Annotated in this window: 14 protein-coding genes and 1 pseudogene; 10 read left to right on the top strand and 5 right to left on the bottom strand. The window is 62.4% G+C overall.

Going from position 1 to position 21,064, the window contains the following annotated elements; genetic code table 11:
* From GSQ75_RS19205 to bla, 3 genes and pseudogenes are all read left to right on the top strand, one after another.
* Positions 1 to 246 (top strand): annotated as a pseudogene (locus tag GSQ75_RS19205) (sulfotransferase); the annotation flags it as partial.
* 33 nt (positions 247 to 279) lie between these two features.
* The gene (locus tag GSQ75_RS13440) at positions 280 to 990 is read left to right on the top strand and encodes a glutathione S-transferase N-terminal domain-containing protein (protein WP_158755376.1); all 711 of its coding nucleotides are present in this window, start codon (positions 280 to 282) and stop codon (positions 988 to 990) included.
* A 130-nt stretch (positions 991 to 1,120) separates the two neighbouring features.
* The gene (gene bla / locus GSQ75_RS13435) at positions 1,121 to 1,993 is read left to right on the top strand and encodes a class A beta-lactamase (RefSeq protein WP_158755375.1); all 873 of its coding nucleotides are present in this window, start codon (positions 1,121 to 1,123) and stop codon (positions 1,991 to 1,993) included.
* Between the two features lie 12 nt (positions 1,994 to 2,005).
* Here bla and GSQ75_RS13430 read toward each other — a convergent pair whose 3' ends face one another.
* A complete protein-coding gene (locus tag GSQ75_RS13430) occupies positions 2,006 to 4,255 on the bottom strand; it encodes a penicillin acylase family protein (RefSeq protein ID WP_158755374.1) in 2,250 nt (749 codons plus the stop codon).
* 336 nt (positions 4,256 to 4,591) lie between these two features.
* On the opposite strand from GSQ75_RS13430, the gene GSQ75_RS13425 reads away from it, so the two are divergent.
* Entirely contained in the window at positions 4,592 to 6,274 is a 1,683-nt protein-coding gene (locus GSQ75_RS13425) for a hypothetical protein (protein WP_158755373.1), read from the top strand.
* 199 nt (positions 6,275 to 6,473) lie between these two features.
* Here the strand turns inward: GSQ75_RS13425 and GSQ75_RS13420 are convergent, their stop codons facing one another.
* A complete protein-coding gene (locus tag GSQ75_RS13420) occupies positions 6,474 to 7,310 on the bottom strand; it encodes a DUF4097 family beta strand repeat-containing protein (RefSeq protein WP_158755372.1) in 837 nt (278 codons plus the stop codon).
* 104 nt (positions 7,311 to 7,414) lie between these two features.
* Positions 7,415 to 9,490 carry a M13 family metallopeptidase gene (locus tag GSQ75_RS13415; protein WP_158755371.1) on the bottom strand — a complete coding sequence of 692 codons (2,076 nt, stop codon included), beginning with the start codon at positions 9,488 to 9,490 and terminating at the stop codon, positions 7,415 to 7,417.
* A 211-nt stretch (positions 9,491 to 9,701) separates the two neighbouring features.
* Here GSQ75_RS13415 and GSQ75_RS13410 point away from each other — a divergent pair, with 211 nt between their 5' ends.
* Positions 9,702 to 10,379 carry an NAD-dependent epimerase/dehydratase family protein gene (locus GSQ75_RS13410; protein ID WP_158755370.1) on the top strand — a complete coding sequence of 226 codons (678 nt, stop codon included), beginning with the start codon at positions 9,702 to 9,704 and terminating at the stop codon, positions 10,377 to 10,379.
* 68 nt (positions 10,380 to 10,447) lie between these two features.
* Here the strand turns inward: GSQ75_RS13410 and GSQ75_RS13405 are convergent, their stop codons facing one another.
* Complete coding sequence (locus tag GSQ75_RS13405; protein ID WP_158755369.1) at positions 10,448 to 11,173, bottom strand: SH3 domain-containing protein; 726 nt, start codon at positions 11,171 to 11,173, stop codon at positions 10,448 to 10,450.
* 432 nt (positions 11,174 to 11,605) lie between these two features.
* Between GSQ75_RS13405 and GSQ75_RS13400 the strand changes: the two genes are divergently transcribed.
* Both GSQ75_RS13400 and GSQ75_RS13395 read left to right on the top strand, forming a co-directional pair.
* Positions 11,606 to 12,382 carry an iron-containing redox enzyme family protein gene (locus GSQ75_RS13400; RefSeq protein WP_158755770.1) on the top strand — a complete coding sequence of 259 codons (777 nt, stop codon included), beginning with the start codon at positions 11,606 to 11,608 and terminating at the stop codon, positions 12,380 to 12,382.
* 68 nt (positions 12,383 to 12,450) lie between these two features.
* The gene (locus tag GSQ75_RS13395) at positions 12,451 to 15,210 is read left to right on the top strand and encodes an EAL domain-containing protein (RefSeq protein WP_254058572.1); all 2,760 of its coding nucleotides are present in this window, start codon (positions 12,451 to 12,453) and stop codon (positions 15,208 to 15,210) included.
* A gap of 30 nt (positions 15,211 to 15,240) precedes the next feature.
* Here GSQ75_RS13395 and GSQ75_RS13390 read toward each other — a convergent pair whose 3' ends face one another.
* Positions 15,241 to 17,040 carry an aminopeptidase P family protein gene (locus tag GSQ75_RS13390; RefSeq protein ID WP_158755368.1) on the bottom strand — a complete coding sequence of 600 codons (1,800 nt, stop codon included), beginning with the start codon at positions 17,038 to 17,040 and terminating at the stop codon, positions 15,241 to 15,243.
* Between the two features lie 145 nt (positions 17,041 to 17,185).
* Between GSQ75_RS13390 and GSQ75_RS13385 the strand changes: the two genes are divergently transcribed.
* The 3 genes from GSQ75_RS13385 to eno are packed head-to-tail and all read left to right on the top strand — an operon-like array spanning position 17,186 to position 21,048.
* Positions 17,186 to 18,856, top strand: a complete 1,671-nt coding sequence (locus GSQ75_RS13385; protein WP_158755367.1) for a CTP synthase — start codon at positions 17,186 to 17,188, stop codon at positions 18,854 to 18,856.
* Complete coding sequence (kdsA, locus tag GSQ75_RS13380; RefSeq protein ID WP_158755366.1) at positions 18,853 to 19,689, top strand: 3-deoxy-8-phosphooctulonate synthase; 837 nt, start codon at positions 18,853 to 18,855, stop codon at positions 19,687 to 19,689. The genes GSQ75_RS13385 and kdsA overlap by 4 nt, the downstream gene beginning before the upstream one ends.
* 60 nt (positions 19,690 to 19,749) lie before the next feature.
* Positions 19,750 to 21,048 (top strand): phosphopyruvate hydratase, encoded by a 1,299-nt coding sequence (eno, locus tag GSQ75_RS13375; protein WP_158755365.1) that lies wholly within the window; start codon positions 19,750 to 19,752, stop codon positions 21,046 to 21,048.
* Positions 21,049 to 21,064: the final 16 nt, after the last annotated feature.

Raw genomic sequence — 21,064 nt, 5'->3', positions numbered from 1 at the left:
GATTACGAGACGCTGGTGGAGTCGCAAGAGGCGAGTTCGCGCCAATTGCTGGAGTTCTGCGGTTTGTCCTGGGACGATGCCTGCCTGCGTTTCGAGGACAATCCGGCGCCTGTCGCCACGGCGAGTGCTGTGCAGGTGCGCAAGCCCATGTACCGCAGTTCACTGAAGCGCTGGAAACACTACGAGGCGCAAACGGCCGAGCTGCAGAAGCTGTTGATCGACGCGGGTATTGCGCTCAGCCCGTAGCTCGCCATGATCCCGATGATGCAGGAGCACAACGTGTCCAACCTCTCCAGCTTCCCAATTACCATGCGCTGGCCGGCACAACATCCCGACCGTATCCAGCTGTATTCGCTCAACACGCCGAACGGCGTGAAGGTGTCGATCATGCTGGAGGAGACGGGGCAACCCTACGAGCCGCACCTCGTCGACATCATGAAGGACGAGAGCCATACCCCGGCGTTCCTGTCGCTCAACCCGAACGGCAAGATTCCCGCGATCATCGATCCGGCTGGCCCTGGTGGGCGGCCGCTCGGGCTGTTCGAATCCGGTGCGATCCTGCTGTATCTCGCAGACAAGACGGGCAAGTTCATTTCGGCTGATCCGATACAGCGCTGGGAGACCATCCAGTGGGTGTTCTTCCAGATGGCGTCGATTGGCCCGATGTTCGGCCAGGTCGGCTTCTTCAACAAGTTCGCCGGCAAGGAGATTGCCGACAAGCGGCCGCTTGAGCGCTATGTTGCGGAATCAAAACGCCTGCTTGGCGTGCTCGACACCCGCCTCGACGGTCGCAGCTGGATCATGGGTGACGACTACACGATCGCCGACATCGCCACGATCGGCTGGGTACGCAACCTCATCACGTTCTATGAGGCACGTGAACTGGTGGGATACGACAGCGACAGCTTTGCCAACGTCGCCGCATGGCTCGACCGCGGGCTGGCACGTCCAGCGGTGCAGCGTGGCCTGGAAATTCCCAAGCGCGGCTGATGCCATCGCGCCGGGTGACTGTCCCGGGATTGCCTCATCGCTAGCTGCAAAAAGCCAGCACCGATGGCTAGGGTGAGGCGGTTCGCTTACAACCACGCCGCTTTTCCACTTCCTGCACAAAGGTGATCGCATGAACCGTCGAAGCCTGCTGAAAGGCGCCCTGATGGGTGCCTCGGCACTCGTTCTTCGCCCCACGTTTTCCCTTGCTGCCGAAGCGGGTGGTGCCGCAGCACAGCTGGCTACGCTGGAACGTCAACGAGGCGGGCGGCTCGGTGTGGCCATTCTGGATACCGACAACGGCCGCCGCATCGGGCATCGTGCCGATGAACGCTTCCTGATGTGCAGCACGTTCAAGCTGCTGGCGGTGGCGGCGGTACTGGCACGTGTCGATCGCGGAGTGGAGCGGCTCGATCGGCGCATTGTCTTTGGCAAGGAGGCCGTGCTGGCGTATGCGCCGGTGACCAGTCAACGCGTCGGTGCGCCGGGCATGACGGTGGCCGAGCTGTGCCAGGCGGCGATCACTCTGAGCGACAACACGGCGGCCAACCTGTTGCTGGCCAGCCTGGGCGGACCTGCTGCGGTGACCGCATACGTGCGCAGCCTCGGTGACGACGTGACCCGGCTCGACCGGATCGAGCCCGAGCTCAACGTGGGCAGGCCGGGTGATCTGCGTGACACCACCACGCCGAGCGCCATGCTGGCGGACCTGCACACGCTGCTGTTGGGTGAAGTGCTGTCCGCGACATCACGCGAGCAACTGACCACATGGCTGTGCGCCACCAGCACCGGTACCGAGCAACTGCGTGCTGGTATGCCAGCCGGCTGGCGTGTCGGCGACAAGACCGGCAGCGGCGCCAACCGTGAAACCAACGACATCGCCATCATCTGGCCACAGAAACGCAAGCCGTTGCTCGTGACGGCTTACTACGCAGGGTCGACGGCGGATACCGGCGAACGCCATGCCGTACTGGCCGAGGTGGGCCGCATCGCCGCATCGATATAGCCGCATGCGTGGTCAATCACCTTGTGCGCCCGGATGATAGACGCGCTCGGTATGCCCCACGAGTTGTTCCGGCCAGAAGTAGACCGTGCGCAGGTTGCCGATGGTATAGCGCTCAGCCTCGTCGTTGAAATGTTTGGAGCCCGGATGGCCGCTCTCGCCGCCGGCGGTGATGGCACGAGCGCTGACCTTGGGCCCGAACTCGACCACCGCGACGAAGCTGTTACCACTGGTGCCGTAATAGCGCTTCGTCCCCGGCCATCGATGGGCACCAAAAGACGCGAGCGAGCCCCAGCGTGACGAGGTGAACGGCACCGGGATACTGGGCTTGGCATCATCGAACGGCTGCACGATATCGCCGTTGATGCGCTGATAGCGATTGATCTCGTCCCATGGAACGCCCCAGCTGCCGAAGTCTTTCTCAAGCCGGTCGGATGCTTCGAGCAGCGCGTCCAAGCGCACCTTCGGCCCTGCTTTCTCGGCCATGTAGTCGTAGATCGACAGGCCCTCGGCCGTGTCGGCCTTATCGACCTTGTCCCACAAGGTGTCGCCCCAGAACACGGCGAGCGAAGTCGGCATCGAGGCAATACCCCAGCGATAGTCCCAGTTGCGCAGCAGCGCGATCTGGCCGGCCAGCTTGTGCTTGAGCGGATCGCTGGTGGGCAGCGCGTCGTAGTCGGCCACGAGGATCGGGATCTGCCGCGCGAAGGCTGGCAGGTAGGAATCGAATGCGGCGGTGATCAGCGATGGCAAGGTGAAACCCCGCTGGCCGGTCAGCACGCGGGTGGCGTGGATGCCGCGAGGATTCTCGCCAGAGGTGTCCATGTAGCGGGGGTAATCCGCGCGCTTCGGGCTGTAAGGTCCGGCGGCGGAATAGGGCCAATCGTTGGTGTTGAAGATCCAGCCGTTCGGCGGATTGAGCAGGTGCGGTGCCTTGTCCAGTGGCAGCAGTCCTTGCCAGTCGGTGGCCGGATCGCTGCCGTCGACCGGCTTGGTGTAGTCGAAGCGGTCGTCGCGTTTCGGGATGAACTGCGGATGCAGATAGGCGATCTCGCCCTTGTCATCGGCGAAGATCGTGTTGTTCGACGAGTTGGCCTTCAGCTCGGCGACCTTCAAATAGCTGGCGTAGTCGCTGGCCTTCGTGCGCAGCCAGCTTTGCTCGAGTGCTTCGAGCGGCTTGTTCATCAGCGCGATCGCGATCCACTTGCCGTCGGCCTCGCGCACGATCGGGCCGTGATGCGTGGCATACACGGTGAAGCTGCGCTGGGCCATCGAGCCGTCGGCGGCGCGGTAGGGCACGCTGATCGTGCGCGTGCTGACCGGGCGCAGTTCCTGGCCGTAGCGATAGAACAGCTTGCCGTCCTTGTGCACGATCGTCTCGGCGAACTGGTCGACCGCATCGAGTCCGGTGGATGTGTGCATCCAGCCGATATGATGGTTGAAGCCCTGATAGATGAAGAACTGCCCCCAGGTGACCGCGCCATAGGCGTCGAGCCCGGCGTCGCTGGTCATCTGCAACTCGGAGCGGAAGAAGAACGAGGTATGCGGATTGATCAGCAGCAGTGCATGACCGTTGGCGCTGAGCTTGGGTGCTATCGCGATGCCGTTCGATCCCGTCGGTTCCGCCCAGCTCGACGGCGGCTCGGCGCGAGCCAGTGCTTGCCGGTCATGGCCGTAGAAGGCTTCGAGCTGGTTGAGTGATACGCGTTCGATATCGCCGCCGATGCTGCCTTCGCTGAAGCTGAGCGCCATCCACGGTTCGAAATGTTGGATGACACGTGGATGCACGTCGGGATGCGTGGCGAGGTAGTAATTCAGCCCGTCGGCCCAGCTGTTCATCAGCGCCTGCAGCCAGCTCGGGCTTTTGGCATAAAGCGTTTTCAAGGTGATCGGATCGATGAACAGCTTCATCCGCAAGTCCTGCCAGATCGCGGATTCACCTTCGGTCTCGGCGAGCCGACCCATCGCATTGAGGTAGTTGGTCTCGACGCGGTTGAAGTCGTCCTCAGCCTGGGCATAGGCCATGCCGAACACGGCGTCGGCGTCGGTCTTGCCGTGGACGTGCGCGATACCCCAGTCGTCACGGGTAATCGTGACCGCCTGTGCCTCGTGCTGCCAGCGTGTTTCGTCGGGCGTGCTCGCCTGGGCGGTGATCACAACGCCAAGCGCGAGCAGCGCGAGTATCGGCAGCAAATGCCGCGCATGGTCGGGACGCTTCGTGGAGCGTGCCGCCCGGGCAACGTCTTTCGCTTTGGGTGCCAACATTAGCTTTCCGGTATCAAGGTTCTTGGAACGAGGCGTACGCAGTCAAGAGAACGATCACAGACGTTATCGGTTGTGCCATGGTCATCTGCTAAAGGACATCCCATGCGGATTGCGCTGTTGCGCCCGAGCATGGCGCATCTTTCCGCGGTCCGGTAGATCCGCTGGCGCTGTGCCTCCATGAAACATGCGATGGCGCCCCGCCGCTGATTTCGATTACCAACGCGATCACACCACGCTTGTCGACGACGACTGTCAAGAGCCCGTCACCTCTCCCTAATACCGTGGCCCCGCTTTGCGTACGTGTTTGGCGCTTTCGTACCCACTCCGGAGATCACGATGACGAAGACCTTGTTCAGCCGTTCAAGCCGCCGGCAGGTTGCCGCGGTCCTGGCGCTTACCGTTCTCGCGGCCAGTGCCTCAGCTTATGCCGGTGATTTTTCGCAGGGCCGGGACTTTCATTACTGGCCGGGTAACCTGGTGGTCAGTCGCAGCGTCTACGACAACAAGCCCAGCAATGTGCAGGTCGGTATGATCCTGCCGGTGAATTGCGCAAACACCACCGGTGGTTGTGGCGCATCGACCGGTGCACCGTATGACGGCACCTATCCGTATGTGTGGAACGATGTGCTGTACGACGGCAGCTTCGGCATTACCGCGCGTATTTATCTCGACCAAATCACGCCTGGTGGCTCGCTGGTCGATTCGCTGGAAGTACCGAACAGCCAGCTCCCGGCTGCCATGGAAGGTGAGCTGGTCACCAGCTTCAGCTCGAAATCGGAACTCTCGCTGCACCTGTCACTGGATCACAAATACCTGACCTTCATGGGCTACGTCGCGCCGGTCAACGCGCTCGACGTGTCGAATGCGAACACGCCCGGCGCCGTCGACCCGACCAATCCTGACGGGCAGAACTTCTACCGTGCCGTGGCTACGGTAGACCGCGATGGCCGCTTCAATTTCACCGAGACCAATGCGTACAGCGGCGACAACGGCCGTGCAGTGATCCTGAATGATCGCGATGGCGCAAATTATTTCTACACCGCGGGCAATGCCGGCAATGGCAGCAATCCGCAGCCTGCCGGTGTCGTTCTGGGTGCTGGTGCGCAGTTCATCACCCCGGCAGGTATGCCCGAAGTGTCGCAGACTCCTGGTGCCAACACCCCGCTGGCCAGCTTCTCCGTCACCGTGCTGGGCGACAAGGCTGACAAGATCGGCAAGGACGACAATTTCCGCGGCATGACCGTGTTCAACAACGTGGTGTATTACACCAAGGGCAGCGGCAGCAACGGCGTGAATACGGTGTATTTCGTCGATACGACGGGCACAGCATGTCCGAAGGGAGTTGGTGTGCCGGTGGCCGGCGCGGCGCTTCCCACTGCAGCGCTTTCCTACAATGCAGCCACATTGTCGACTGCTGGCCTGCCGACCAACATGTGCATACTCGCCGGATTCCCGTCGACGCCGGTCAAGACGGCGACGACGTTGACCTATCCGTTCGCGTTGTGGTTCGCCGATGCGAACACGCTTTACGTGGCCGATGAAGGTGACGGCTACGCAGGCGGCACCGATCTGTATGCGCACGCCGCGGCACAGACCACGGCCGGCCTGCAGAAGTGGGTGTTCAACGCCACCACACAGAGCTGGACGCTGGCTTACACACTGCAGGCAGGTCTCGAGCTGGGGCAGCCTTACACGGTGCGCGACTACCCGACCGGCAACAACCCGGGCACCAACCTGCCGTGGGCGCCGGCGACCGATGGTCTGCGCAACATGACTGGTCGCGTCGATGCAGATGGTCACGTCACGATCTGGGCGACGACCTCGACCACCAGCGGTGGCGGCGATGTCGGTGCTGACCCGAATCGTCTGGTAGCGATCCGCGACGACCTGAAGAACACCAGTGTGGCCGGTGCCTCACAGGAAAAGTTCGTGACGCTGCGCTCGGCAGCCTTCGCGGAAGTGCTGCGCGGCGTGTCGTTCACCCCGGACTCGGATAAACGTCACGACGGCGGCCACTGAGTCCATCGAGGTTCGGGGTGTCGGTGCACAGGTACCGGCACCCCGAGATTTCTCCCCATCGGAAATACCGAAGCAGTCCGCTCATTCCATAGCAGTTGAAATACGGTCTCCGACTAAACGGTGTTTCCCGATGTCTGCGTGAGCAACTGATCGCGTGGCTGGCCGCCACGATCATTGGATCCCGGCAGTGTGCCCTGACTCAGTTGTCGTCACTTTTCGGCACGCTGACCTTGCCTTTGATGTTCGTGTAATGGACATCGCCGCTGCCGTTGGCGCCCACGGTGAAATCGCCACCGACACCATTGGCGTTGATGTCGCCGGAGCCGATGCTGCCGACCTTGGCGTCACGGCCGATGTTGTTGAGCGTGATGTCGCCGGAACCGGTAGCACCGACATTGACGCTGCCGTTGACGTTGTTGAAGTCGAGATCGCCGGAGCCGGCATGATCCGCCTGGATGTCGCCTTGCACGCTATTGACACGTACGTCGCCGGAGCCGGTTTCGTGCAGGTCGACACTTCCAACGTGGCGCGCCTTCGCATCAGCCGAGCCGAGTTTCAGGGTCAGGGCACCCGCAATGTGGTCCGCGATCAGGTCGCCCGAGCCGGAATTGAAATCCAGCGAGGCGAGGTTGGCTGCGTTGACGTCGCCGGAGCCGCTCTCGACGTTGATCGCCAATGTTGAAGGCACGCGCACCTGCAGTTTCAGATAGGCGTAGCTGGAGCCGAACAGGCTGAACGTATCCTCGTGATGGTCGTTCTGTGCGGCCACGGCGGCGCGATCGCCGTTGCGGCTGGTGCCGATCTGCACATCCTTCAGCCATGCCGCATTCGAAGCGCAGGCGGTGCCGCGCACCTCGACCCTGGTCAGGCCCGGGGTGCTCTGTATATCCAGGTCGGTGGAGCCCAGCTTCAGCAGCAGACTGTTCAGTCCGGCGGCATCGAGGTCGGCATTGCGCGGCGCGCTGTAACGGCATTCCATCGCACTGGCGGCGAGTGGCAGCGTCGTCAATAACAAGGCAAGGATGGTTTTACGCACGATGTCTACTCCCAGGGTTGGCAACATCCGTCAGATGCGCGAAGTGCGTCCAGCGTTTATATGGAATCCGCAGGCGGGCCCGATAGATGACGTTTGGCCATGCCTCACCAGATCCGCACGCGGTCAGCCGGCGCAACATACAGCTTGTCACCCGGCTTGACGCCGTAGGCGTCGTACCACGCATCGAGGTTGTGCACCACGCCGTTGACACGGAACGCGCGCGGCGAGTGCGGGTCGCTGGTGACCTGGCGACGGATCGCATCGTCGGTCAGCTTGCCGCGCCATGCCTGTGCCCAGCCAAGGAAGACGCGCTGGTCGCCAGTCATGCCGTCGATCACCGGTGCAGGCTTGCCATGCAGGGAGGTGTGATAGGCGTCCAGTGCCAGGGTGAGTCCGCCCAGATCGGCGATGTTCTCGCCCATGGTCAGCTCACCGTTGATGTGCACGCCAGGTAGCGGTTCGAACGCGGAATACTGCGCGCCGAGTTTCTTTGCACGTGCCTCGAACGCCTTTGCGTCGGCGGCCGTCCACCAGTCACGCAGTGCGCCGTCGGCGTCGATCTTGCGGCCTTCATCGTCGAAGCCGTGGGTGAGTTCGTGTCCGATTACGGCACCGATCGCGCCGTAGTTGATCGCCGGATCGGCGTTCGGATCGAAGATCGGTGGCTGCAAGATGCCGGCCGGGAACACGATGTCGCGCAACGAGCCGTTGTAGGCATCGTTGGTCTGCGGCGTCATCGACCAGTCGCTGCGATCCACCGGGCCATTGAGGCGATCCACATAGAATGCCCAGTCCGCGCTGGCCGCACGCGTCACGTTGCCGGTCAGGTCATCGTTGCGCACCACGACTTGTGAATAGTCACGCGGATGATCGGGATAGCCGACCTTGATCGTGTAGGTATCCAGCTTGCGCAGTGCCTCCTGTTTCGTCGGCGGGCTCATCCAGTCGAGTTTCTCGATGCGCGCGTGGTAGGCGGTCTTGAGGTTGGCCACCAACTGCTCGATCTTCGCCTTGGAGGCGGGTGGGAAGTACTTGTCGGTGTACAACTGGCCGACGGCCCAGCTCAGGTTGCCGAAGCAGTCCAGCCGTTCGCCGACGCCACAGTCGCCACCCGAGACGGCATGCACACCGCGCTTCCAGCGCACGGCCTGTACCTGCTGGCCGGACAGCGTCTTGTCGTGCATATCGAAATACGCGTCCTGGAACGGCTGGGACAGGTAGAACGCGGCGTTGTCGGCAATGCGCGCAGCCTGCCATGCCTGGATCGTCGCCACCGGTGTATGCGCATACAGCGCGGCGAGTTTCGGAAATGCGGTTTTCTCGCCGACCACGATGCGCTGCAGATCACCCAGCCGCTGCGCTTTCAGGAACGCCGGCCAGGCGAAGCCGGGCGCGAGCTGCTGCAGCTCGGCGATGCTCATCGGGTTGTAGGTCGCCACCGGATCGCGCTGCTCGACTTTGCTCCAGCTGGCCTGGGCGATCGCCGTCTCGAATGCAACCACGTCTTTCGCAGCTGCATCCGGATGGGTCCAGTTGGACAGCGTCAGCAGGGTGGTGACATAGGCCTCGTAGGCGGCTTTCTGTTTCGCGAATTCGGGTTTGAGGTAGTAGTCGCGATCGGGCAGGCCGAGTCCGCCCTGACCGATGTAGACAGCGTAGTGTTTCGGGTCCTTCAGGTCGACATCGATGCCGATGTTGAACAACGAGCCGTCGAAGTCGGTGTTGGTATGGCCCATCAGTGCGGCCAGCGCATCACGCGTGGTCGCATGACGCACGGCATCAAGTTCCGGCGCGATCGGCTTGGCGCCAAGCGCCTCGATACGCGCGTCATCCATGAACGACTGGTAGAACGCGCCGACCTTGTCCTGCAGCGTGGCAGGTTGATCCGTTGAGTGTGCCGCCGCCGACTCCATGATGGCGTGCAGGCGCTGCTCGGTCAGGTCGGTCATGGCCAAGCGCAGGCTGACGGCAGGCTTGTCGGCCGGGATCGGCGTGCGATCCAGCCAAGCGCCGTTGGCGTAGCGGAAGAAGTTGTCACCCGGCTTGATGCTCATGTCGGCACCGGCCTGGTCGAAGCCCCAGCTGCCGTACTGCGGCTTGGTACTTGTCGCATCGCCGGCATGAGCCGCACCTGCGACCAAGGCACCCAGACAGACCACGGCGAGAATCCTGCTGTTCATGACGACCCCGACATATGTGACGTGCCTTGGATGGTCGCATGTTTGAACGTGGTTGCCGGAGTGACTTTCGGCATGTTCCAGCGATATGTCCCGACCAGTATCCGGCTCAGCGATGGTTGACCCGTGCACCTTTCTCGCAAGGGCGAGGCCTCGGGACTCATCGTACGATCTATCCTGCATCTACCTTGAGCGCCATTGAAGGAACCGAGCCATGAACGTGTTGATCTTTGGCGCCACCGGCATGGTTGGCCGGGGCGTATTGCGTGAATGCCTGCTTGCCGGCGATGTGGCACGAGTGCAGGCGATCGGCCGTACGGCGACTGGGCAGTCGCATCCGAAGCTCCGGGATCTGGTGCACCAGAATATGTTCGACTACAGCACGATCGAAGCCGACCTCACGAACCTGGACGCATGCTTCTTCTGCATCGGCGTGACTTCGTCCGGCATGGCTGAGGCGCAGTACACACGGCTTACATACGAGCTCACACTATCCGCTGCGCAGACGCTGGCACGACTCAATCCGCAGATGACGTTTGTCTATGTTTCCGGCGCAGGTGCGGACAGCAGCGAAGTAGGCAAGGTGATGTGGGCGCGAGTGCGCGGGCGACTCGAAAACGCGTTGCAGCGCCTGCCATTCAAGGCGGTGTACGTGTTCCGGCCCGGCATCATCCAGCCGCTGCATGGTATCCGCTCCAAGACGGGTTCCTACCGCTGGTTGTACACGTTGACCCGGCCGCTGCTACCACTGCTGCGCATGCTGATGCCGCAAACGGTGTTGAGTACGGAAATCATGGGCTGCGCGATGCTGGCCGTAGCTCGGCACGGTGCACCCAAGGCGGTGCTGGAAGCGGCGGATATCAGCGAACTCGGGCGCTGCGAAACGGTTTGAGCGACGTCAGCGTTTGATGCGCGATGAGCCGGATGCACACTGTGCATCCGGCTCATCGCGACAAACGCCTATTGACCACCTTTGTCATCGGACGGCTTGGGTCTGCCTTGCTGTTGTCCCTTGGGTGGAGTGGCAGGACGATTACCGGCAGGACGGGCGGGCTGGCCGTTGCCCTGGGCAGGTCGCTGTTGTTGCGGTCGCTGATTGGTTTGCGGCCTCGGCTGCGGCTGCGGTCGGGTCACCGCCGGGCGGGGTTGCGGTTTTGGCCGGTTATTGGCCGGAGGCTGCGGACGCGGCGTGGGGCGATTCACGGGTGGCCGCGGTCTGGCGGGTGGCGGCCGCTGGCCTTGCCCTGGCCGGTTGATCGGCCGCGGTGGCGGCCGGTGCGGCATCGGGCGGTTGAACCAGGTGTTGCGTTGACTGTAGAACGGCCGGCTCCGGTAGTAATTATTCCAGTACGTGCCGATCACGAAACTGACGATGGGGATGCCGATTTGCGCGCCGTAGGCGGGCAGCAGCACGGGCTGATTCTGATACTGGTATTGAATGAAGTTGCCGGCTACCCAGCCGCGGCTACCAGAGGAGGAGGAGATGACGTCGCACCATTCCCAGCCGTTCGTGCAGCCCTGGACGGATACCCCTGTTCCGGCCGGGAGCTGGTCGACCAGGGGGTACTCCACGTCGGGGCCGGCACGCATATTCACGTTGCCGGTGACGTAGCCGTCCGCTGCATATACCGCCAGCGGGGCAGCCAGAAGAAGTGATGCCAAAGCAGACCAGACAAGTCGTTTCATGAAAGTGACCTCCAGCATATGTAATGAGAAATGACCGTCCACAAGACGCGTTCTCAATGCAGGCAGACGTCAATGCAGGCGATGCAGCTTCAACCTTGATGCAAGTGGATAAACCGAATTACGGCACGGCATTCGGGTAATACCAGCACATTAAAGCGTTAAGCCGGTTGCATTGACAGGGGGATGACGGCGGTACGCTGCATTTTCAGCATATGGTCAGCTCCCCTCCGTTCATCCCGCGTGACGATCCGGCCAGCGTTGCAGCAGGTGGTGCAACGCTGGCTTGGCGCCGCTGGGCAGCAGTCACCGATCACGAATTCAAGGGTTTCCGGCATGGCATCAGGATGCCGGGTACGACCGATTGCAGGCATCTACTGCGTCGGCCAAGCGAGGTAAAAATCAACTGAAGTGCTTAACTCCCAGGAGAATCATATGAATACCCGTTTCGAACGCAGTGGTCCGTTGACTGAACTGAGCAGCTACCCGCAGTGGGCTCAAGACATGGTGGCCGATTGCGAAAGTACTAAACAAAGCGTGGTGCGCCATGAGATGTGGGACATGATGAGGAGTGCCTCCCTCAGCCATGCGTCCACGACCAATTTCATGGTGGGTATCTGGCCAGTGATCGAGCGGTTTCCGGCCTACATGGCGTTGAGTCTGCTCAAGACCCGTTTTGGTCGCAGTCCCGGCGACAATCTGGCGCGACGCTGGCTGGTGCGTAACATCCGCGTCGAACAGAATCATGCCGAATACTGGCTCAACTGGGCCGAAGGTGCAGGTGTGGCGCGTGAGGAGGTTCTGCATGGACGGGCAGCTCACGGTACCGGGACGCTTGCCGACTGGTGTGAGGAGATTTGCACCGGCGGTAGTCTGGCCGCGAGCATCGCAGCCACCAACTATGCCGTTGAGGGAGCCACTGGTGAGTGGTCGCAACGCGTTTATGAGAGTAAAACCTATGCCGAAAGCATTCCGGCAAAGGAACGGGTTGGCAGTTTGCGCTGGCTACAGCTACATGCTGCTTATGACGATACACATCCGTGGGAGGCATTGGAGATAGTCTGTACATTGATGGGCATGACACCAGCTGCCGACGAAGTGACACATATCGGTGACTGCATCAAGCGTAGCTATACCAGCATGCGTATCAGCATGGATCACTGCATCGAGAAGCGCCGATATCTGGAGGCGCTTAGCGAGGTCGCTGCCTGACAGACGCGGTCGCGGCAAGGTTGTAGGCATGCATTCACAACGTATTGGCCGTTAAAGAAAGAGGTACGATGCGTAACGCGCAAACCACTTTGCAACGACCGTTGTCACGACGCCTGATGCCATTGGCGTACGCGTTGGTGGCAATTGTGGGGCTGATCCTGGCATTGACCTGGGGAGCCCTGCAGGTTCAGATCACTCTCGCCGGGTTCTTGAACGGCGAGAGTCTCTGGTCCAAGGCCCAGAAGCAGTCGGTGATTGATCTTGATGCGTATGCAGTCAGTGGCGCTGCTGCGGATCTCGACAGTTTCCGGCGCAACTACGCCGTCCTTGATTCTGATCGCTGGGCACGCGATGCCATTGCGTCGGGCAGGTTCGACCAGGAAAAGGTGGTGCAGGCATTCAAGCGTGGCAGCGTGATACCCGCTGCCATACCCGGGATGATTTTCATACTCGAGTATTTCCCTTCTGCTCCCCACATCAACGAGGCGCTGCAGGCGTGGCACTCGACTGATGACGCGATTGCTAGCCTGGACGACATTGCACGGCAACTGCAGGTCGCTCATGCGGGTGCTGGGTTATCGAGCGTCGAGCTGGAACGTCAGCGCGATCGCATTTATACGCTGAACAGTTTCATCGGCCCGCGCACCAACATCTTCTCACTGGAGATTGCGCGCGGCGCAACCTGGGTTGGTGCAATCCTGTTCGGCAGCGTGCTGGCTGCCGCATGCATTGCGATGCTTCTGTGGTTGCGGATGGCACGCCGTATCCTGGCAAGCGTTCGCGGCACCGAGGAGCGTTACCGACTGTTGTTCGACAGTGCGGCTGATGCAATCGTAATGGTCGATGAGACCAGCGGGCGGATCCTCGACGTCAACCGCACGGCATCGGTGTGGACCGGACGTGATGCGGATGAGCTGATTGGCGACCGCTTCGTTCATCTGTTCATGCAGTCCCTTGCAGGACAGTCGACGGGTCGTGCGGCCACCAATACGCTAATTGGCGTGGATGGCAGTAAACGGCCGGTAGAGACGCAAAGTAGCATTGCCACCTGGGGTGACCTGCCGGTGCGCCAAGCGATTATTCGCGACATTTCCGAGCGTGTGGCGATGGAGCAGGAGCGCCGGGTCGCCGCCGAGGCGCTGGCCAGCATTGCCGAAGGCGTGATCATCGCCGATGCGGATCGCCGGGTGATCTCGACGAATGCCGCGCATACGGAAATCACTGGTTTCACCAGCTACGCGTTGCAGGGCAGGCGCTTCGACGAAAATCGGCGAATGCCAAGCGGCAAGCCATTGCCGCAGTCGATCTGGGACGAGGTCGCGGCTGGCGACAACTGGCACGGCGAAGTGCTGAGTACGCGCAGCGACGGCAGCAAATATCCTGAGCACATGAGCATCAGCGTGATCCGCGATGCTGACAATCATGTGCTGTACTACGTCGCGGTGTTCACCAACATCCACGAGGCCAAGGCCAGTCAGCATCGTCTGGAGCATCTGGCGCGGCACGATCCATTGACCGGGCTGGTCAACCGGGCGGAGTTCGAGCGACGCTGCAGCGAGGCGATCGAGGTTGCCGAGCGCGAGCGGCTGGCGCTGGTGGTGCTGTTCATCGACCTCGACGCATTCAAGATCGTCAATGACAGTTACAGTCACGCGATTGGCGATCGCCTGCTGGTGAAGGTTGCCGAGCGCATACGTCGGCAGTTGTCAGAGAGCGATGTGGCGGGGCGCATTGGCGGTGACGAGTTCACCGTGCTGATCAACCGGCTCAGCCTGCGCGAGGATGCGCGTGCGATCGTCAACCGGTTGCTGGTCGCCCTGTCCGAGCCGCTGGTGGTCGACGAGTACGAAGTCGTCCTCAGTGCCAGTATCGGCGTGGCCGGCTATCCGCTGGACGGTATCGATGCAGCGGGGCTGATCGCCAACGCCGATGCCGCCATGTATACGGCGAAGACCGAAGAGCGCAACACGTTCCGCTTCTACACGCCGATGATGCATGCCGATACCCGCCGCCGCCTGCAACTGGCCAGCGAGTTGCGGCAAGCGCTGTCACGCAACGAGTTCCATCTGCTTTACCAGCCCAGTATCGAACTTCGCACCGGACGCATCGTGGCGGTGGAGGCGCTGTTGCGCTGGCAGCATCCGGAGCGTGGCGAAGTGTTGCCGGGCGAGTTCATCCCGGTGGCGGAAAGCCTTGGCATGATCCGTCGCATCGACGAATGGGTGATGCAGGCCGTGTGCGCGCAGATCCAGGTCTGGGATCTGGCCGGCATGCCGCAGATCCGCGTGGCGGTGAATATCTCGGCACGCTGGTTCGGCCATCCGGCGTTCGTCGATGCCGTCAGCCGCACCTTGCAGTCGCGGCAGCTGTTGCCAAAGCGCCTACTGCTGGAGATCACCGAGAGTGCGATGCTGCGGTTGGGCGACGATACCGAGCGCACCATGCGCACGCTGCACGCGCTGGGCATCGAGGTGGCGGTCGACGATTTCGGTACAGGCTATTCCTCGATGGCCTACCTCAAACTGCCGGCGGTGGCCTATCTGAAGATCGACCGCTCCTTCGTCACCGGCTTGCCTGGCGACCTGAACGATGCGGCGATTGCCGAGGCGATGCTGGCGATGTCCAAGAGCCTCGGCCTGACCACGATTGCGGAAGGCATCGAAACCGAGGCGCAGCATGACTTCCTGCTGCGCGCCGGTTGTGCTGAAGGGCAAGGTTACTTGTATTCATACCCGCTGAAGGCGGACGAGATCCTGCACCTGTTGTGCCCGAACCAGTCGCAGGTTCCGGTCAGCCGGCTCAGGCTGGTGCCACCCAAGCGCACCTGAGTTGCACGGGAAGGTGCCGGCAGGTACCGCCTACAGTGGCGCGCAGTGCCGGTTCAGCCATTCCAGATCGGCATCTTCCAGTAATGGGCTGAGCGCGGCGCGCACGCTGGCGTGGTAGTCGTCGAGCCAGGCGCGCTCTTCCGGGTTCAGCATGCTCGGTTCGAGGGCGCGGCGGTCGAATGGACACATCGTGAGCGTCTCGAACGCGAGAAACTCGCCGAACTCGGTCTGCTCGGCTTCGACCACCACCGCGAGGTTCTCGTGGCGGATGCCGTAGCGTCCGGGCTTGTAGAGGCCCGGCTCGATCGAGCTGATCATGCCGGGTACCAACGCGACCAGTGCGCCGCCGGCAACCGGTGGCCGGATGCCGTGCGGGCCTTCGTGCACGTTGAGGAAGTAGCCCACGCCATGGCCGGTGCCGTGGCCGTAGTCCATGCCGCAGGCCCATAGTGGCGCGCGTGCGAGTGCATCCAGTTGCGGGCCGCTGGCACCCTTCGGGAAACGAGCGCGGGACAGCGCGATCATGCCCTTCAATACCAGGGTAGCGTCGCGCCGCTGTTCCGGCGTGGTCTCGCCAAGCGCCAGCACGCGAGTGATGTCGGTGGTGCCACCGAGATACTGGCCACCGGAATCGATCAGCAGCAGCCCTTTGGCTTGCAGCGTGCTGTGCGACTCCGGCGTGGCGCGATAGTGCGGCAGCGCACCGTTGGCCTGGTAGCCGGCGATGGTGGCGAAGCTCTCGCCGACGTAGCCGGGCTGGGTCGAGCGCTCCTCGAACAACAAGGTATCGACATCCAGTTCGGTCAGCGTCATGCCAGCGGCGAGGCGCTGTTCCAGGCGGCGGAAGCCGCGCACCAGGGCGGCGCCGTCGCGGCGCATCACGTCGCGGATGTGCTCGAGCTCGGCTGCACCCTTGACCGCCTTGAACGCGATACTCGGGTTGGCGGCCTCGATCGGCGTAACGGTGGGTGCGATCGCCGCGGCGATCGCACTGACTACCCGACCGCTGTCTAGCAGCAGGTTGTCGGGCGTACCCAGCTCGTTCAAAGCCGAGCTGATCGAGGCGTAGTCGGCGATACTGATGCCATCAGCGGCCAAGGCGGCAACCAGGGCGTCGCTGAGCTTGGCGCGATTGACGAACAGCGTGGCGCGACCACCCGGTTGCACCAGCAGATGCGCGAGGAACACCGGGTTGCATTCCACATCACTGCCGCGCAGGTTGGTCAGCCAGGCGATGTCGTCGAGGCTGGACAGCAGGTGATGGGTGGCGCCGAGCTTGCGCATGGCGCTGCGCAGGCGGGTGAATTTGTCGCTGCGCGGGATGCAGGCGTAGATCGGGTCGTGTTCGACCACGGGCGCCTGCGGCAATGCGGGGCGATCGGGCCAGATCGCCCCTGGCAAGTCCAGATCGGTGCGCAGGGTGGCGCCGGTCTCGGCCAGGCGGCGCTCGATCTGGCGCTGGGTGGTCAGCGCCACGCTGTCGCCGGTCACCGTCAGCACGTCGTCGTCGTGCAGATGCTGCTGCAGCCATTCCAGATGTTCGGCGGCATGCGGCACGCGCAGCTTCATCAGTGTGATGCCGCTGCCGGCCAGTTGTTGCTCGGCCTGCGAAAAGTAGCGCGAATCGGTCCACAGCCCGGCGTGATCACGGGTGACGATCAGGGTGCCGGCCGAGCCGGTGAAGCCGGACAGCCATGCTCGTGCCTGCCAGTGCTCAGGCAGGTATTCGGAAAGGTGCGGATCGGCGGTGGGGACGAGTACGGCAGCGACGCCATGCTGCTGCATGGCCGCGCGGAGGGCAGCGAGACGGGCGGGGATGGGGGAGTTCATTCAGACATGCTAGCAGGGGGACAACAGTCGTTTCACCCGCCAAGGCGAGCGCGTATATGAACCAAAATGACGAAATATTCAAAGTCATCTCGCAGTGAAGCGCTTCTGCGGCTAAAATGCCTAATTTCCAGCACGGCTACTTTCCATGACCCCCCTGATTTTCGTCACCGGCGGTGTGGTGTCCTCGCTTGGCAAGGGCATTGCTGCGGCGTCGCTCGCTTCCATCCTCGAAGCGCGCGGACTCTCGGTCACCATGATGAAGCTCGATCCCTATATCAATGTGGATCCGGGCACGATGAGTCCCTTCCAGCACGGCGAGGTCTATGTGACCGACGACGGCGCGGAGACCGACCTCGACCTCGGTCATTACGAGCGCTTCGTGCATACCCGCCTGACCGGCAAGAACTCGATCACTACCGGCAAGATCTACGAGAGCGTGATCCGCAAGGAACGCCGTGGCGATTACCTGGGCGCCACCGTGCAGGTGATCCCGCATATCACCGATGAGATCAAGCACTGCATCCACGAGGCCACCCGCGGTTTCGACGTGGCGCTGGTGGAAATCGGCGGCACGGTCGGCGACATCGAGTCGCTGCCATTCCTCGAGGCGATCCGCCAGCTGCGCATCGAACACGGCCCGGAGAAGGTGGTGTTCATGCACCTCACCCTGGTGCCGTTCATCAAGGCCGCTGGTGAACTGAAGACCAAGCCGACCCAGCATTCGGTGAAGGAACTGCGCTCGATCGGTATCCAGCCGGACATCCTGCTGTGCCGCTGCGAGCAGGCATTGCCCGAGAGCGAGCGCCGCAAAATCGCACTGTTCACCAATGTGCCGGAGCAGGCGGTCATCAGCGCCGTCGATGTCGACATCATCTACAAGCAGCCTCTGTGGCTGCATCAGCAAGGGCTGGACGAGATCGTGGTCAAGCGCCTCGGCCTGGATGCCGGCCCGGCCGACCTGTCCAGCTGGGTGCGCACGGTCGAGGCGATGGAACATCCGAAGGACGAGGTCAATGTGGCCATCGTCGGCAAGTACGTCGAGCACAAGGATGCCTACAAGTCGCTCGGCGAGGCGCTTCGTCACGGTGGCATCAAGCAGCAGACGCGGGTCAACCTCAACTGGATCGATTCCGAGCAGGTCGAAGCCGAAGGCGCCGCCAAGGCACTCGGCAAGGTCGACGCGATCCTGGTGCCGGGCGGCTTTGGCAAGCGCGGTTTCGAGGGCAAGATCCTGGCCGCGAAATATGCGCGTGAACATGGTGTGCCGTATTTCGGCATCTGTTACGGCATGCATGCGGCGGTGATCGACTTTGCCCGCCATCTGGCCGGCCTTGCCGAGGCCGATTCCAGCGAGAACGACCGCAATACGCCGGATCCGGTGATTGCCTTGATTACCGAATGGACCACCGCGAGCGGCGACGTCGAGCAGCGCAGCGACCGTTCCGATTTTGGCGGCACCATGCGCCTGGGCTCGCAGGAATGCCGCCTGAAGGCCGGCACGCTGGCGCGTGAGCTGTACGGACAGGACGTGGTGCGCGAGCGTCACCGTCATCGCTACGAATTCAACAATCGCTACCGCCAGCCGTTCGAAGACCTGGGGCTGGTGATCTCTGGCAAGTCGATGGACGACCTGCTGGTCGAGATGATCGAGTTGCCGCAGCAGCAACACCCGTGGTTCCTCGCCTGCCAGGCGCATCCGGAATTCACTTCGACGCCGCGTGACGGGCACCCGCTGTTCATCGGTTTCGTCCGCGCTGCCCGCGAATACAAGGCTGTACGCGAAGGACAGCGACTGGCAAAGGAGTCGGTCGCATGAAGCTGTGTGGTTTCGAGATCGGGCTGAACCAGCCACTATTCCTGATTGCCGGTCCCTGCGTGGTCGAGTCCGAACAGTTGCAGTTGGACACCGCCGGCACGCTGAAGGAAATCACCGGCCGGCTTGGCGTGAACTTCATCTTCAAGTCCAGCTTTGACAAGGCGAATCGCTCTTCGGGCGAGAGCTTCCGCGGGCCAGGGTTGGAAGAAGGCCTGCGCATCCTGGGCGAAGTGAGGCGGCAGATTGGCGTGCCGGTACTCACCGACGTGCATGAGTACACGCCGATGGACGAGGTTGCCTCGGTGGTCGACGTGCTGCAGACGCCGGCGTTCCTGTGCCGCCAGACCGATTTCATCCAGAAGGTAGCGCGTGCCGGCAAGCCGGTGAACATCAAGAAGGGCCAGTTCCTCGCGCCGTGGGACATGAAGCATGTAGTCGCCAAGGCCAAAGCGGTCGGCAACGACGAGATCATGGTGTGCGAGCGCGGTGCCAGCTTCGGCTACAACAATCTGGTCTCGGACATGCGTTCGCTCAGCGTGATGCGCGATACGAACTGCCCGGTAGTATTCGACGCCACCCATTCAGTGCAGCTGCCGGGTGGTCAGGGTGCCACTTCCGGTGGTCAGCGCGAGTTCGTGCCGGTGCTGGCGCGTGCGGCGATTGCGGTCGGCGTAGCTGGCCTGTTCGCCGAGACACACCCGGATCCCAGCAAGGCGCTCAGCGATGGCCCGAACGCTTGGCCGCTGGGCAAGATGGAAGCATTGCTGGAAACGCTGATGGAACTGGACGCCGTGACCAAGCGGCATGGTTTCCTGGAGCAGACGCTTTCCTGAAATACCGGGCGCAGCGATGCGCTCTTTCATTATCATCACATCGAACGCAACGGACATCGCATGAGCACTCAGATCACCCGCATCCACGCCCGTGAAATCCTCGACTCGCGCGGCAATCCCACGCTGGAAGCCGAAGTCACCCTGGCTGGCGGCGGTTTTGGTCGCGCAGCGGTGCCGAGCGGTGCTTCCACCGGTTCGCGTGAGGCGGTCGAGCTGCGTGACGGCGACAAGTCGCGCTATGGCGGCAAGGGTGTGAAGCATGCGGTGGCGAACGTTAATAGCGTGATCGCCGAGGCGCTGAAGGGTTTCGATGCGGCCGACCAGAAAGGTCTCGACACCAAGCTCATTGCGCTGGACGGCACGCCGAACAAGAGCAAGCTGGGTGCCAACGCACTGCTCGGTGTCTCGCTGGCGGCGGCACATGCGGTGGCTGCATCGCGCGACGAACCGCTATGGAGTTATCTCTCCAACGGCAAGCCGGGTGCGTTGCCGGTGCCGATGATGAACATCATCAACGGCGGCGAGCATGCCGACAACAATATCGACGTGCAGGAGTTTATGGTATTGCCGGTTGGCATGCCGACGTTTGCCGAAGCGCTGCGCGCGGGCGCGGAAATCTTCCATGCGCTGAAGAGCGTGCTGAAGGGGCGCGGCCTGAGCACGTCGGTGGGTGATGAGGGCGGTTTCGCACCGAACCTGCGTTCCAACATCGAGGCGCTCGACACCATTCTCGAAGCGATCAACAAGACCGGTTACAAGATCGGTGGCGAGATCCTGCTCGGCCTGGATGCGGCCAGCTCGGAGTTCTACAAGAACGGCAAGTACGACCTGGCCGGTGAAGGCAAGCAGTACGGCTCAGCCGAGTTCGTCGACCTGCTCGCCAGCTGGGCCAAACAGTACCCGATCGTCAGCATCGAGGACGGCATGGCGGAAGGTGACTGGGACGGCTGGAAATTGCTGACCGACACCATCGGCGATCGCATCCAGGTGGTTGGCGACGATCTGTTCGTGACCAACCCGGTGATCTTCCGTGAGGGTATCGAGAAGCACATCGCCAACTCGATCCTGATCAAGGTCAACCAGATCGGCACGCTGTCCGAAACGCTGGAAGCGATCGCGATGGCTGACGCAGCGAAGTACTCAGCGGTGATCTCGCATCGCTCCGGTGAGACCGAGGACACCACGATTGCCGATATCGCGGTGGCCACCACGGCAACCCAGATCAAGACCGGCTCGCTGTGCCGCAGCGACCGCGTGGCCAAGTACAACCAACTGCTGCGTATCGAGGAGCAGCTCGGTGCCGCCGCGCGCTATGCCGGTCGCGACGCATTCCCCAACCTGACCCGCCTGCCGGGCTGAGCGGATAGTCGACTGC

This window comes from Dyella sp. S184 (assembly GCF_009766065.1).
In the GTDB taxonomy this organism is placed as follows: Bacteria; Pseudomonadota; Gammaproteobacteria; order Xanthomonadales; family Rhodanobacteraceae; genus Rhodanobacter.
This window is presented reverse-complemented; position numbering and strand designations above follow the sequence as displayed.

Coding starts and splice junctions, on each gene's coding strand:
- eno (WP_158755365.1), top strand. CDS start 19,750: ATGAGCACTCAGATCACCCGCATCCACGCCCGTGAAATCCTCGACTCG.
- GSQ75_RS13390 (WP_158755368.1), bottom strand. CDS start 17,040: ATGAACTCCCCCATCCCCGCCCGTCTCGCTGCCCTCCGCGCGGCCATG.
- kdsA (WP_158755366.1), top strand. CDS start 18,853: ATGAAGCTGTGTGGTTTCGAGATCGGGCTGAACCAGCCACTATTCCTG.
- GSQ75_RS13425 (WP_158755373.1), top strand. CDS start 4,592: ATGACGAAGACCTTGTTCAGCCGTTCAAGCCGCCGGCAGGTTGCCGCG.
- GSQ75_RS13395 (WP_254058572.1), top strand. CDS start 12,451: ATGCGTAACGCGCAAACCACTTTGCAACGACCGTTGTCACGACGCCTG.
- bla (WP_158755375.1), top strand. CDS start 1,121: ATGAACCGTCGAAGCCTGCTGAAAGGCGCCCTGATGGGTGCCTCGGCA.
- GSQ75_RS13410 (WP_158755370.1), top strand. CDS start 9,702: ATGAACGTGTTGATCTTTGGCGCCACCGGCATGGTTGGCCGGGGCGTA.
- GSQ75_RS13415 (WP_158755371.1), bottom strand. CDS start 9,490: ATGAACAGCAGGATTCTCGCCGTGGTCTGTCTGGGTGCCTTGGTCGCA.
- GSQ75_RS13385 (WP_158755367.1), top strand. CDS start 17,186: ATGACCCCCCTGATTTTCGTCACCGGCGGTGTGGTGTCCTCGCTTGGC.
- GSQ75_RS13405 (WP_158755369.1), bottom strand. CDS start 11,173: ATGAAACGACTTGTCTGGTCTGCTTTGGCATCACTTCTTCTGGCTGCC.
- GSQ75_RS13400 (WP_158755770.1), top strand. CDS start 11,606: ATGAATACCCGTTTCGAACGCAGTGGTCCGTTGACTGAACTGAGCAGC.
- GSQ75_RS13430 (WP_158755374.1), bottom strand. CDS start 4,255: ATGTTGGCACCCAAAGCGAAAGACGTTGCCCGGGCGGCACGCTCCACG.